Raw genomic sequence first — 12,535 nt, forward strand, 5'->3', positions numbered from 1 at the left:
AGACGCGAGCAGGTCACTGGGTCGGAGGGCATGTTGAAACCGATGGCGCGTGTTTCTTCAAGCAGCTTGTAAATGGCTGCTGGTGATTTGAACAGTGTGATGGTCATTCGTTGAGCGCCTGTGGATGGCAAGAGTAGCTATACAACTTAGCATCTCTTGCACAACTCAAAACCGTGCTTTTCAAAATACGAATTTGTTTCCAAAATGAATCGGGATCTGACCCCCATTTCTCTCAGGGATAATCCTTCACATGAGCGGCAACACCTTCGGAACACTATTCACAGTCACCAACTTTGGTGAATCCCACGGCCCGGCCATTGGCTGCGTGATTGACGGCTGCCCACCCGGCATGGCCCTCACAGAAGCCGACATCCAGCACGACTTGGACCGTCGCCGTCCCGGCACCAGCCGCCATGTGACGCAGCGCAACGAACCCGACCAAGTGCAAATCTTGTCTGGCGTCTACGAGGGCCAAACCACCGGCACCCCGATTGCGCTGTTGATTCAAAACACCGACCAGCGCAGCAAGGACTACAGCAACATCTTGCAAACCTTCCGCCCCGGTCATGCGGACTACACCTACTTTCAAAAATTCGGCATCCGTGACCCACGCGGGGGGGGGCGCTCGTCTGCCCGTTTGACCGCGCCCACCGTGGCCGCAGGCGCGGTGGCTAAAAAATGGCTGAAAGAAACATACGGCACCCGCTTCATGGGTTGCATGACGCAAATCGGCGAGTTGCCGATTCCGTTTGAGAGCTGGAGCCACGTGGGCCAGAACCCGTTTTATGCCGCCTGTGCCGACGTGCAAGCTTTTGAAGATTACATGGACCGCCTGCGCAAAGCCGGTGACTCGTGCGGCGCCCGCATCCGCGTGGTGGCCACGGGCATGCCGGTCGGCTTGGGCCAACCTTTGTACGACAAGCTCGATGCCGACATTGCCTACGCCATGATGGGCTTGAACGCCGTCAAAGGGGTGGAGATTGGGGCGGGCTTTGCCAGCGTGGCGCAACGCGGCACCACCCATGGCGACTCGCTCAGCCCCGAAGGTTTCTTGAGCAACAACGCGGGTGGCGTGTTGGGTGGCATCAGCACCGGACAAGACTTAGAGGTGAGCATTGCCATCAAGCCCACCAGTTCGATCTTGAGCCCACGTGCCTCGATTGACCAAAACAGCCAGCCCACCGAGGTGGTGACCAAAGGCCGTCATGACCCCTGTGTGGGCATCCGTGCCACACCCATTGCCGAGGCCTTGCTGGCCCTGGTGGTGATGGACCACGCCTTGCGCCACCGCGCCCAATGCGGCGACGTGCAGGTCGCCATGCCCGCCATCCCCGGTCACGTGGCTTGAGCGTGTCCGGCCTCGGTCAGCGGGTGCTGCGACAACAAGCACTGACCCGGCGCAAACTGTTCCCGTTCGCGGCGCTGTCGGCCAGCTACTTCGCCCACATTGGCTTTTTCAACCCCTACTTGCCGCTGTGGCTCAAAGACCTGGGGCTGTCCATCACCCTGATTGGTTTGTTGACGGCCGTGCAAGCGGCCACCCGGGTGCTGGCACCTTATGGCTGGGGGTGGTTGAGTGACCACACGGGCGAGCGCGTCAAGCTGTTGCGCTTTTGTGCCGGTGCGTCCTTGTTCTTTTCGCTGGGCTTGCTCTTCACAGGCGGGGTGGGGTGGCTGGCCTTGGTGCTGCTGCTCATGTTCATCCACACCAGCGCCATGATGCCCATGAGCGAAGCCGCCTTGGCGCATGTGGTCAGCAGCACAGGTGCGTTCGACGCCAAGCGCTATGGCCGCGTGCGTTTGTGGGGCTCGTTGGGATTTTTGGTCACGGTGTTTGTGGCGGGGGCCTGGTTTGAGCACCAGGGCATGCAGAGCTTCCCCGTGTGGGCGGTGTGCTCCTTGTTGGCTTTGAACTTCAGTGTGTGGTGGTTGCCCGACCAGCGCGAAGCTGTGCATCACGACAGCCCGACAGCCCCTGTCTGGTCGGTGCTGCGCCAGCGCCCCGTCCAATGGTTTTTTGCCACGGTGTTTTTTCATGTGCTGTCGCACATTGGCATCTATGTGTTTTTCTCGCTTTATCTGGACACCTTGGGCTACAGCAAAACCATGATCGGTGTGCTGTGGGCGGTGTCGGTGCTGGCCGAAATTGTGTGGTTCTTCACCCAGGGCCGTTGGTTGCCCAAGTTCAGCTTGCCCAACTGGCTGTTGATTTGTGCAACGGCCATGGTGCTGCGCATGGCCTTGACCAGTTGGCTGGCCGACTCGCTGCTGGCCTTGCTGCTGGCGCAACTGCTGCACGCGCTCACCTTTGCCACCCAGCACACCGTGTCGACGGCTGTGTTGTCGCAACACTTCCCGGGGCGCTTGCGCGGTCGTGGCCAAGCCTTGTATGCGTCCATTGGCTACGGCGTGACAGGGGTCTTGGGGGCTTTAGGCGGCGGGGCCCTGAGTGATGCCTGGGGCTTGTCCACCGTGTACACGGTGTCGGTGGGCACCGCCTGCGTGGCCTGCCTGTGTGCTTGGCAGTTCAAACGCTCAAATTAAATTCATCATCGCGGCTGCGGTTTCTCTCAGCAAGGGCAGCACCCGCTGGGCCGCTTCCTCGGCGCTTTCTTGGGTCATGGGCATGCTCACGCTCAGGGCCGCCACCAAGGCGCCTTTGTGGTCGCGCAGGGGCACCGCCACGCCTCGGTAACTCAGGTCGAGTTGCTGCTCCGAAATGGCCCAGCCTTGGGCGCGGATGCGCACCATCTCTAAGCGCATGCGGTCTTTGTTGGTGATGGTGTAGGAGGTGAAAGTTTTCAGATCTTGGCTGTTGAGCCATTGGTCTACCGCTTCTTCCCCTTGCATCCCCAGCAACAACATGCCCGCTGCCGTGACTTGCCCTGGCACCCGCGCGCCCAACACAAAGCCGGTGTTCATGGCGCGGTTGGTGCCGTTGCGGGCCACATACACAATGTCGGTGCCATCGAGCACGCTCACGTAAGAGATCTCTTGCGTGCCTGCGGTCAGGCGCTGCAAAAACGGTTGCACGATGCGTGGCAGGCGTGCCGACTCCAAATACGACTGACCCAAGCGCATCACCCGTGGCGTGAGCCAAAACAACTTGCCGTCAGTGGCCACATAGCCCAGGTGGCTGAGGGTGAGCAAATAGCGCCGTGCAGCGGTGCGTGTCAAACCACAGCGTTCGCCGGCTTGGCTGGCGCTCAGACGTGGGTGGGCGTCATCGAAAGTCTCGATGATGGACAGGCCTTTTTCCAGGCCGGCAATCCAGTCTTTTTTGTCCAAGGGTGCCGCAGTGGGCGAAATGGGTAATTCAAAACTCATGGTGCGCATGGTGGCTGAGCCAGGGGGCAGCTCAGTCTAGGAGTTACCCTCGATTCGTTCGATCATCGATCATTTATGTTCGTTAATCGCTCAATATGAGAAAATTTTCAATTTAACGCATCAAAAATTCCGTAAAGTCCTCCCCTGAATTCGCTATTTGAGCGATTAGTGTACAAAACCTGTGACATCTCACACAACCCCTGGAGACCTCCCCGATGCAAAAACGTTTCACCCTCAAGTTGGCTGCCGCCTGTGCTTTTGCCGCCATGACTGGCTTGGTCCAAGCCCAGCAGACCATCAAGATCGCCAACATCGTGGAGTTGTCGGGCCCCGGCACCACTGCGGGCACCTTGTTCAAAAACGGCGTGGAGTTGGCGGTCAAAGAAATCAACGACGCCGGCGGCATTCTGGGCAAAAAGATCGAGAGCAACACCTCTGACACCCAAACCAACCCTGGCGTGGCCAAAGGCTTGACGCAAAAAGCGGTGGACGATGGCGTGTTGGCCATTTTTGGACCGGTGTACTCGGGCTCGATCATGGTGTCCATGGCCGAGAGCAAACGCGCTGGCGTGCCCAACTTCACAGGCGGTGAAGCCGCAGCGATCACCCAGCAGGGCAACCCGTATGTGTTCCGCACCGCCTTTGGCCAAAGCTCGTCGTTCCCGAAGCTGGCCAAGTACATCAACACCAAGGCCAAAACCTTGGCCGTCATTTATGTGAACAACGACTTCGGCAAAGGCGGTCGTGACACCTTGGCCAAGTTGCTTGAAACAGGCCCCACCAAAATCGTCGCCGACATCTCGACCGATGCCGGTCAGGTGGACTTTTCTGCGGCGGTGCTCAAAGCCAAGCAAAGCAATGCGGATGCGATCTTTGCCTACACCAACGAAGAAGAGTCGGCCCGCTTGCTGCGTGAGTTGAAGAAACAAGGCTGGACCAAACCCGTCATCGGTGAGACCACCTTGACCGGTCAAAAAGTGATCGAACTCGCAGGTGACGCCGCCAACGGTGCCGTGGCCCACGTGGGCTTGACTGTGGACGCCCCCATTCCTGAAATGCTCAAGTTCAAAGCCAAGTACTACCAGGCCTATGGCAGCATTTCTGACCACAACGGCATCAAGGGCTACACCAGCGTGTACGTGCTCAAGGCCGCGATTGAAAAGGCGGGCAAGCTCGACCCCAAGGCCGTGGCCCAAGCCCTGCACGGCTTGAGCATCAGTGCCGCAAAGCACCCTGGCGTGATCATGGACGTGAGCTTTGACGCCAACGGCGACCTCGACCGCGAGAGCTTCTTGGTCGAAGTGAAAAACGGCCGCCAGGTGGTGGTGGCCACGCTGCCCGCTTTGGGCAAGAAGTAAGCCTTTCACACGGCACACCACGCTGCGCACGCGCGCTGCGTCTTCCAAGAACAGGCCTGCCCATGCAGGCCGTTCTTTCATTTTGAAGCGATCTGACCATGACCGACTTTTTGCAACTCTTCTTCAGTGGCTTGGCCACCGGCAGCATTTATGCGCTGGCGGCGTTGGGCTTCACCTTGCTGTGGCAGGCCTCGGGCACCATCAACTTTGCCCAGGGCGAATTTGTCATGCTGCCCGCCTTCATGATGCTGGGCTTTTTGTCCGCAGGCTTTCCGCTGATGCTGAGCTTTGTCGGCAGCTGTGTGCTGTCGGTCATCGTGCTGGGTTGGTTGTTCAAGCGCGGCGTGGTGGACCCGCTCTTCAAGTACGGCATGATGCCCATCGTGGTGGCCACCATTGGTCTGTCCATCGCCATGCGCAACGCCGTGCGGGCGGGTTACAGCGCCGAGCCACAACCCTTTCCCAATTTGTTTCCCGATGAGGTCTACAACATCGCCGGCGTGACCATCTCGGCCACCGACATTGGGACCTTTGGATTTGCCATGGCCCTGGTGCTGGTGACCCAAGCCTTCTTGGCCAAGACCGTCACCGGTCGCGCCATGCAAGCGGTGGCGCAAAACACCGAGAGTGCTTCGGTGCTGGGCATCAATGTGCCACGCATGATTTTTTACACCTTCGCCATCAACGCCTTGTTGGCCGCAGCGGCTGCCATCTTGGTGACCCCCACCTACTTGGCCAAATTCGACATGGGTGGATCGCTGGGCAACAAGGCCTTTTTCGCCGCCATCATCGGCGGCTTCAACAACTCACGCGGTGCCCTGTTGGGGGGCGTGATTGTGGGCGTGTGCGAGAACCTGGCTGCGGCCTACATCTCACCTGCCTACAAAGACGCGGTGGCCTTGGTCATCTTCATGGTCGTGATCTTGTTCAAGCCCCAGGGCTTGCTCGGTCAAAAGGTGGAGCGCAAAGTATGAAGAAGCTCGGACTCCTGGCTGGGCTGTTGGGCCTGGCGGCATGCATCTTTGTGCCCACGCTGCTCAAGAGCCACGGCATTTACCTGTTCACCTATTGGCTGATCTATGTCATCGCCACCATGGGCCTGAACCTCACCGTGGGGTATGCCGGGCAAAAGTCATTGGGCCACGCCGCCTTCTTTGGCATCGGTGCTTACACCGTGGCCATCCTGATGCAAGCGGGCTACAGCTTTTGGTTGGGCATGCCCTTGGCCGCGCTGATCTGCTTTGGGGTGGGCTTGGCGCTGGGCTTTCCGGCCTTGCGGGTGCAAACCATTTACCTGGCGTTTGCCACGCTGGGCTTCAACACGGCTGTGTGGTTGGTGATGCGCAACGAAGAATGGCTCACCGGGGGCACTTTTGGCATCAACAACATCCCACGTCCTCAGGCCTTGGGTGTGAGCTTTGACGGCAACTTGGCCTACTACTACTTGGTGCTGGCCTTCACGGTGGTGTTGGGCTTGTTGCTGTGGGGCTTGCTGCGCTCGCCTTGGGGCAAGGCCTTCACCGCCTTGCGCGACAACCCCATCCGCGCCGAGAGCTTGGGCGTGGACATTCGGGGCTACACCCTGCTCAGCTTTGCCATTGGCGCTGCGTATGCGGGCATTGCTGGGGGCTTGTTTGGGTCCTTGGTGCAATTCATCGACCCAGCACCGTTCACGGTGGAAGCCTCGATCATGATGTACCTCATGGTGGTGGTGGGGGGGCCGGGCTATTTCTTGGGCCCTCTGTTGGGGGCTGCCGTGGGCGTGATCTTGCCCGAGTGGTTGCGCTTTGCCCAAGCTTGGTATTTGTTTGTCTTTGGCACTGCGGTGGTGATGCTGATGATTTGGCTGCCCGATGGCTTGCTGAGCATTCCTGATCGCCTCAAGGCCAAACGCCAATCCCGTGAGGCCTCGGCGGCCCGCGCTGCACAAGGAGTCAAGCCATGATGGACCCCGTACTCAAGGTCACCGACCTGAAAAAAGCCTACGGCGCCATCCAGGCGGTGGGGGGCGTGTCGTTCGAGGTCATGCCAGGTGAAATCTTTGGCGTGATTGGCCCCAACGGCTCTGGCAAAACCACCTTGTTCAACAGCATGCTGGGCCAAATCACACCTGACCAAGGCAAGATCGAACTCAAGGGCCAAGATGTGACCCGTCTCGGCCCGTTAGAACTCAACCGCTTGGGCGTGGGACGCACCTTTCAGACACTGCAAGTGTTTGGCAAGATGACGGTGCGCGACAACCTGATCGTCGCCGCCCAAGAGCACCAAGGCACCTTGTTCAGCCGCATGTTTGCGCCGGGCGACTCCAACTTGGGTGCCAAGGCCGACGCCTTGATTGACCAGTTCCACATCCGCCATGTGGCCGACAAAAAAGCCGGTGAACTCAGCTACGGCCAGCAAAAGCTCGTGGACATCGCCATGGCCTTCATGAGCGAGCCTGACTTGGTGCTGCTCGACGAACCTTGCGCGGGTGTCAACCCGTCGCTGGTGGGTGGCATCAGCAGTTTGCTCAAAGAGCTCAACCAAACGCGCAAGGGAAGTTTTGTGGTGATCGAACACAACATGGATTTTGTGATGGACCTGTGCCACCGCATCATGGTGATGGTCGAAGGCCAGGTGTTGGCCATTGGCACACCCGCTGACATCCGTGCCAACAAACAGGTGCTCGACGCCTACCTGGGGAGCTGAACCATGACAGACGCATGCATTGAATTTGACGACGTGGTGGCCGGTTACAAGGACTTCATGATCCTCAACAACCTGTCGTTCGCGGTGCCCAAGGGCTCCATCACCTTGTTGATCGGCCCCAACGGCGCGGGCAAATCCACCGTGCTGAAAACCTTGTTCGGTTTGCTCACACCGCGCCAGGGCCAGATCCGTTTGAACGGCGACGACATCACCGGTGCCACGCAAAAAGACCTGCTGGCGCGTGGCATCGCGTTTGTGCCCCAAGGCCGCAACCTGTTTGGTCAACTCTCGGTCTACGAGAACTTGGAGTTGGGGGGCATCACCCTCGGCATGAAAACCACGCATGAGCGCATTCCTGAAGTGCTGGCGTTTTTCCCGCGCGTCAAAGAGCGCATGAACTCGCTGGCCTCGTCGCTGTCGGGCGGCGAGCAAAAGCAGTTGGAGATTGGCCGCGCCTTGTTGTTGCGCCCCAAGGTGCTGTTGATCGACGAGCCTTCGATTGGCTTGTCGCCCATCGTGGTGCAAGACGTGTTCAAGCTCTTGCGCAAACTGGCCGACCAAGGCACCACCGTGCTGATGGTGGAGCAAAACGTCAAGAGCGCCTTGACGTATTCGGACCACGCCATTGCACTCGAGTCGGGCCGCTTGGTGCTGTACAAATCGGCCGCAGAAATTTTGGCCGACCCGCAAATGGAGCGCTTGTTCTTGGGCGGTGCCCACACCACCGCTGCTGCTGCGACCCCTGTTTGATTTTGTGAGAACCCCATGACCCAGACCCCCACCCTCGACCGCGAATCGATTGCCGACACCCCCAACCCCTTGGGCATGGAGGGCATTGAGTTCATCGAATACGCCACCTCCAAACCCCAAGCGCTGGGGCAGGTGCTGGAGATGATGGGCTTTCGCCCCGTGGCGCGGCACCGCTCGCGTGAGGTCCTGCTGTACCGCCAAGGCGGCGTCAATGTGATCGTCAATGCCCACGAAGCAGGCATGGCCCACAGCGTGGCACCGAGTGAGAAGCCCGTGATTGCCGCCATCGCCTTGCGCGTGCGCGACGCCGCAGCGGCTTACAAGCGTGCCATCGACCGTGGTGCCTGGGCTGTGCCCACCAAGGTGGAGGTGATGGAGCTCAACATTCCCGCCGTGCATGGCGTGGGTTCAAGCCGCATTTACTTTGTGGACCGCTGCAAAGAGTTTTCGATTTACGACGTCGACTTCACGCCCATTCCTGGTGTGGACCAGCACCCACCGGCCACGGCGGGTTTGCATGTGTTTGGTTTGGTGCAGTACATCGGCACCGACCGTGCCGAGGACTGGACCGAGTTCTACCGTGAGTTGTTTGGCTTTGAGGCCCTGCCTACCGGCGAGCACTTTGGCATCTTGCCCAAGGGCCGCATCTTGCGCAGCCCGTGCCACAGCTTTTATTTGCAACTGATCGAGCCCGAGCCCAGCGTGCTGGCCGTGGACGAGGAAGAACACTTCCACCGCGTGGGCCTGGGCACCGACGATGTGTTGGCTGCGGTCAACGCACTGCGCAGCCGTGGCGTGGAATTTGTCGAATCCAAAGGCGTGCACGTGGAAGACAAGGGGGCCCTCACGCGCACTTGGTTGGGAACGCTGAGCTTTGAGCTGGTTCACACCGCAAAGGCCTGACATGAGCCAATTCCAAGGAACCATGGACGACTTCGGGATGGACACCATCTCGCTGGCAGGGCCACTCGAAGCCAAACTCAAAGCCATCCGTGAGGCCGGCTTTGGTCAAGTCATGTTGTCGGCGCGCGACGTGGTGGGCCACCCCGATGGCTTGGACGCTGCTGTGCGTGTGGTCAAACAAAGCGGCCTGCGTGTCACCGGCTTTCAGGTGTTGCGCGACTTCGAAGGCTTGAGCGGCCATTTGCACGACTACAAAATTGACATTGCCAAAAGCATGTTGGAGATGTGCGCGGCCTTGGGCTCCAAGGTGTTGCTGGTGTGCTCGTCCACCTCGACCCATGCCACCCAAAACCTTGACCACATCGCCGCCGACTTGCGCAAACTCGCCATGCTGGCGGTACCGCTGGGCATCAAGGTGGCGTTTGAAGGTTTGTCTTGGGGCCGCACCATCAACGAGTTCACCACCGCGTGGGACGTGGTGTTTCGCGCCGACGTGCCCAACCTGGGCATTGGCTTGGACTCGTTCCACATGCTGGCCGCCAAAACACCGCTCGATGAGTTGGAAATCTTGGACCCGGAGAAAATTTTTCTGGTCCAGCTGGCCGACTTCATGTGGCAAGAAATCCATTCCTTCGAAGAGCGCATGACCACCGCGCGTCACTTCCGCGTGTTCCCCGGCGAGGGCGTGCACAGCGAGGCCACCGCCGACTTGGTGACCCGTCTGTACAAGCTGGGTTACCGGGGGGACTACAGCTTTGAAGTCTTCAACGACGACTACCAGCAACTGCCGCTGCCCACCGTGGCGCAGCGTGCCTGGAAGTCGGCCCAGTGGTTGGGTGAAGACGTGTTGCGCCGCTCGGTGCCCATGCCCAACCAAATTCGCCTGAGGCGCACACGTTGGGACACATGAACGACGCCTTGCGTCCAGACCTGTCGTCTCTGCTGGACGAGCGGGCCTTGGTGGCGGCCATGCTGCGCCAAGAGGCTGCGCTGGCCCAAGCCCAGGCAGAACTGGGTCACATGCCGCTGGGGGACGCGCAATCCATCGTCAACACCTGCAAGGTGGATTTGTTCGATGTGCCCCACATCATGCGCGACAGCTTGTCGGCCAGCAGCCAGGCCGAACCTCCTGTGATCAAGCACCTGCGCGAGAGCGTGCGCTTGTTCAACCCCGCAGCGGCGGCGGCGGTGTACGCCTTGAACCACCCGGCCGATTTGCTTTGCAACGCGTTGGCCTTGGTCACCCACGATGTCTTGGCCCCGATGGCCGCAGACATTCAAGCCTTGGGCGCAGTTCCCGCCGCAGCCGAGGTGTGCTTGGCTTGGGAGCGCCTGCAACCTGTGGCCGAGCGCGCTTTGCGTTTGCGCTTCCTTCCCACGTCGGCGCCAGCGTCTTTGCCCCTGCGGGATGTGCAACTGCTGGCAGCTCGGGCTTTGGGCCTGCCATCCGCGCTCAGCGAAGGCACAGAAGATTGGATGTCACTGGGGTGCGAGTTGGGTGTCTTCACCCTGTGTGTGCAGCGGGTGGCCGGCCAAGCACAGGCCATGCGTGCGCCCTTGTGGGTGGCACAGTGGTTGACCGAGCTGTCGGTGCACACCATACGCCCTGCAGAGTCGCGTGACTTTTGGCGTGCCCAGTGGCCGTTGTGGTCAACCTTGACTTTGGCTGCCGCGCGCAGCCTGCGTGAGTTGACTTGCGCGCTTAAAACTTAGTCCTTGAGGACCTGTCTGGCGCCCACGCCGCCAAGCCACTCACCACCGTGGCACACACCGAGCGCAAGGCGGTGTGCAGGCTGTGCGCTTGCCACGTTGGGCGGGTTTGGTTGACCCAGGCCGTGATCGGTTTTTCGACCCACACATGAAAAGCCACGCCCGTGGCCATGCTGGCCAGCCAAGCCAAGCCACTCAGCCACAACGCTGCCATGGGTGAGGTCCATGGCCCTTGCTCCCAGGCCGCGTTGAAGGCCACGATCATGCCAAAGTGGGTCAAGAACATGGCGTAGGCACTGTCTACCCACAAGGTGCTGACACGACCGAGTGGGATGCGGTCCAGCCGTGGCTTGTGGATGCTCACATAGGCCAGCACCAAGCAGGTCAGCAGCGCCAGCGCCAAGCGGATGCGAGGCTCAAACCACAGCGACTCTTCACCCAGCAGCAACACGGCACCCAACACCAGTTGGTCAAAGCTGGAGCGGCGTGCCCATGCGGCCAACACACCCAAGCCGTAGGCACCAAAGAAATAAATCGCCCAGTTGTCCAAACTCGCCAAGCGGTTGAAACACCACATCGACGCCACACACAAGGCGGCCACACCGAGCGACAAAGCGCGGTCTGACTTGAGCCAATGCGCCAGCAACACCAGCAGCACATAGAGTTGAAAGTCTGCGGCCACGTACCAAACGCCCAGCGACAAGGCGGGAACATCCAGCACCGACTGCAGCAAAGTCAGGTGGGCCAATGCGGCGTGCAGGGTAGGGGCTTCGACCAACCAGTCGCCAGAGATCAAGGGTCGCAAGACCCACACCAGACTGGTGACCCAGCACAGGGCCAGCACGAAGCCGGGCATCAAGCGCCAATAACGGCGTTGGATCAGCGTGAAGGGGGTGTGTTGACCGCGCCGTCCCATGATGGACTGGGCGGCCAAATAGCCCCCTATCACCAAAAAGATTTGCACGGCCAAGCGCGCGTCGAGGGTGAGGTACTCGACCCACGATGGCCAAGCGCTGCGAACGGCGTCTGCCATGGGCCCGTAGCACGCCAAATGGTGCAGCACGATCAGCTGGGCGGCCAGCAGTTTCAACACATCGATGACAAAAGAACGGTTCATTCGGTCAGTCTTTGGGACGGAAGCTAATCAACAGCGGCGAGTGCACCCGACCGTCCACATCGCGCGGCAGCACCTCGGTTTTGTCGATGGCTTTGAGCACCGCGTTGTCCCATGCCGTGTTGCCACTGGACTTGACGAGCTTCTTGCCCACGATGGTGCCGTCGGGTGCACAACGCACCTCGACTTCGGCTGGGGTGTTACCCACCAGTTCTTCGGTGAACACGATGTTGGGTTTGATGCGGGCACGGATGCGGCCGCCATAACTGTCAGACGGCCCCGCTGAGCGCAACGCCGATCCGCTGGCATTATCGCCTCCCGTGGCCCCAGCCAGACCCGCGATGCGTTTGAGGTTGTCGTCGCGCATGGCCTCTAGTTTTTTGGCGTCTTCAGCCGCTTGCTTGGCTTCTTTTTGGGCCTGGAGCTTTTTGGCTTCTTTGTCTTTGCGCTCTTTGTCCTTGCGCTCTTCTTCGCGCTTGGCGTCGAGTTGGCGTTTGTCTTCTTCTGCTTTGAGCTTGACTTTCTTCTCGTCAGCCTTCTTTTGCTCGGCCTTTTTCAACTCGGCTTGGCGGCGCTCAAGCTCTTTGGCCTGTTGCAGCTTTTTCTCGTCGTCGAGTTGTTTGCGTTTCTTGGCCAAGGCGATCTCGGCCTCACGGTCGGGCGCAGGAGGGGGCGGTTTGACCAC

The 12,535-nt window shown here is 59.9% G+C and carries 13 protein-coding genes; 10 read left to right on the forward strand and 3 right to left on the reverse strand.

Annotation, left to right across the window (positions count from 1 at the left end; genetic code table 11):
* The first annotated feature begins 250 nt into the window (after positions 1-250).
* Together aroC and ACKWJN_RS01065 are read left to right on the forward strand one after the other, a co-directional pair.
* A complete protein-coding gene (aroC, locus tag ACKWJN_RS01060) occupies positions 251-1,348 on the forward strand; it encodes a chorismate synthase (RefSeq protein WP_408593704.1) in 1,098 nt (365 codons plus the stop codon).
* A gap of 2 nt (positions 1,349-1,350) precedes the next feature.
* Positions 1,351-2,544 (forward strand): MFS transporter, encoded by a 1,194-nt coding sequence (locus ACKWJN_RS01065; protein WP_408593706.1) that lies wholly within the window; start codon positions 1,351-1,353, stop codon positions 2,542-2,544.
* Here the strand turns inward: ACKWJN_RS01065 and ACKWJN_RS01070 are convergent.
* Entirely contained in the window at positions 2,536-3,327 is a 792-nt protein-coding gene (locus ACKWJN_RS01070; protein WP_408593727.1) for an IclR family transcriptional regulator C-terminal domain-containing protein, read from the reverse strand. The genes ACKWJN_RS01065 and ACKWJN_RS01070 overlap by 9 nt on opposite strands.
* A gap of 215 nt (positions 3,328-3,542) precedes the next feature.
* Between ACKWJN_RS01070 and ACKWJN_RS01075 the strand changes: the two genes are divergently transcribed.
* The 8 genes from ACKWJN_RS01075 to ACKWJN_RS01110 all read left to right on the forward strand — a co-directional run bounded on the left by ACKWJN_RS01075 (position 3,543) and on the right by ACKWJN_RS01110 (position 10,739).
* Positions 3,543-4,685, forward strand: a complete 1,143-nt coding sequence (locus ACKWJN_RS01075; RefSeq protein WP_408593707.1) for an ABC transporter substrate-binding protein — start codon at positions 3,543-3,545, stop codon at positions 4,683-4,685.
* A 98-nt stretch (positions 4,686-4,783) separates the two neighbouring features.
* A complete protein-coding gene (locus tag ACKWJN_RS01080) occupies positions 4,784-5,659 on the forward strand; it encodes a branched-chain amino acid ABC transporter permease (RefSeq protein WP_408593709.1) in 876 nt (291 codons plus the stop codon).
* Entirely contained in the window at positions 5,656-6,630 is a 975-nt protein-coding gene (locus ACKWJN_RS01085) for a branched-chain amino acid ABC transporter permease (RefSeq protein WP_408593711.1), read from the forward strand. Before ACKWJN_RS01080 ends, ACKWJN_RS01085 begins: the two co-directional genes overlap by 4 nt.
* Positions 6,627-7,373: an ABC transporter ATP-binding protein gene (locus ACKWJN_RS01090; protein ID WP_408593713.1), complete on the forward strand. Its 747-nt coding sequence runs from the start codon at positions 6,627-6,629 to the stop codon at positions 7,371-7,373. The genes ACKWJN_RS01085 and ACKWJN_RS01090 overlap by 4 nt, the downstream gene beginning before the upstream one ends.
* Positions 7,374-7,376: 3 nt before the next feature.
* Positions 7,377-8,123 (forward strand): ABC transporter ATP-binding protein, encoded by a 747-nt coding sequence (locus ACKWJN_RS01095; RefSeq protein ID WP_408593715.1) that lies wholly within the window; start codon positions 7,377-7,379, stop codon positions 8,121-8,123.
* Between the two features lie 15 nt (positions 8,124-8,138).
* Positions 8,139-9,026 carry a VOC family protein gene (locus ACKWJN_RS01100; protein ID WP_408593717.1) on the forward strand — a complete coding sequence of 296 codons (888 nt, stop codon included), beginning with the start codon at positions 8,139-8,141 and terminating at the stop codon, positions 9,024-9,026.
* A 1-nt stretch (position 9,027) separates the two neighbouring features.
* Positions 9,028-9,936, forward strand: a complete 909-nt coding sequence (locus ACKWJN_RS01105) for a sugar phosphate isomerase/epimerase family protein (RefSeq protein WP_408593719.1) — start codon at positions 9,028-9,030, stop codon at positions 9,934-9,936.
* Positions 9,933-10,739: a hypothetical protein gene (locus ACKWJN_RS01110; RefSeq protein WP_408593721.1), complete on the forward strand. Its 807-nt coding sequence runs from the start codon at positions 9,933-9,935 to the stop codon at positions 10,737-10,739. The genes ACKWJN_RS01105 and ACKWJN_RS01110 overlap by 4 nt, the downstream gene beginning before the upstream one ends.
* On the opposite strand, the gene ACKWJN_RS01115 is transcribed toward ACKWJN_RS01110, so the two are convergent.
* Together ACKWJN_RS01115 and tolA are read right to left on the reverse strand one after the other, a co-directional pair.
* Entirely contained in the window at positions 10,729-11,853 is a 1,125-nt protein-coding gene (locus ACKWJN_RS01115) for an acyltransferase family protein (RefSeq protein ID WP_408593723.1), read from the reverse strand. The two genes, ACKWJN_RS01110 and ACKWJN_RS01115, sit on opposite strands and share 11 nt — an antisense overlap.
* A 4-nt stretch (positions 11,854-11,857) precedes the next feature.
* On the reverse strand, positions 11,858-12,535 hold a 678-nt coding region (gene tolA / locus ACKWJN_RS01120; RefSeq protein WP_408593725.1), incomplete at its 5' end, for a cell envelope integrity protein TolA.

The sequence above is a fragment of the Limnohabitans sp. genome (genome assembly GCF_046052825.1).
Classification (GTDB): Bacteria; Pseudomonadota; Gammaproteobacteria; order Burkholderiales; family Burkholderiaceae_C; genus Limnohabitans.

What these genes read in the sequence shown, in the direction of transcription:
- aroC (WP_408593704.1), top strand. Translation starts at nt 251, where the DNA reads ATGAGCGGCAACACCTTCGGAACACTATTCACAGTCACCAACTTTGGT.
- ACKWJN_RS01070 (WP_408593727.1), bottom strand. Translation starts at nt 3,327, where the DNA reads ATGAGTTTTGAATTACCCATTTCGCCCACTGCGGCACCCTTGGACAAA.
- ACKWJN_RS01075 (WP_408593707.1), top strand. Translation starts at nt 3,543, where the DNA reads ATGCAAAAACGTTTCACCCTCAAGTTGGCTGCCGCCTGTGCTTTTGCC.
- ACKWJN_RS01080 (WP_408593709.1), top strand. Translation starts at nt 4,784, where the DNA reads ATGACCGACTTTTTGCAACTCTTCTTCAGTGGCTTGGCCACCGGCAGC.
- ACKWJN_RS01085 (WP_408593711.1), top strand. Translation starts at nt 5,656, where the DNA reads ATGAAGAAGCTCGGACTCCTGGCTGGGCTGTTGGGCCTGGCGGCATGC.
- ACKWJN_RS01090 (WP_408593713.1), top strand. Translation starts at nt 6,627, where the DNA reads ATGATGGACCCCGTACTCAAGGTCACCGACCTGAAAAAAGCCTACGGC.
- ACKWJN_RS01095 (WP_408593715.1), top strand. Translation starts at nt 7,377, where the DNA reads ATGACAGACGCATGCATTGAATTTGACGACGTGGTGGCCGGTTACAAG.
- ACKWJN_RS01100 (WP_408593717.1), top strand. Translation starts at nt 8,139, where the DNA reads ATGACCCAGACCCCCACCCTCGACCGCGAATCGATTGCCGACACCCCC.
- ACKWJN_RS01105 (WP_408593719.1), top strand. Translation starts at nt 9,028, where the DNA reads ATGAGCCAATTCCAAGGAACCATGGACGACTTCGGGATGGACACCATC.
- ACKWJN_RS01110 (WP_408593721.1), top strand. Translation starts at nt 9,933, where the DNA reads ATGAACGACGCCTTGCGTCCAGACCTGTCGTCTCTGCTGGACGAGCGG.
- ACKWJN_RS01115 (WP_408593723.1), bottom strand. Translation starts at nt 11,853, where the DNA reads ATGAACCGTTCTTTTGTCATCGATGTGTTGAAACTGCTGGCCGCCCAG.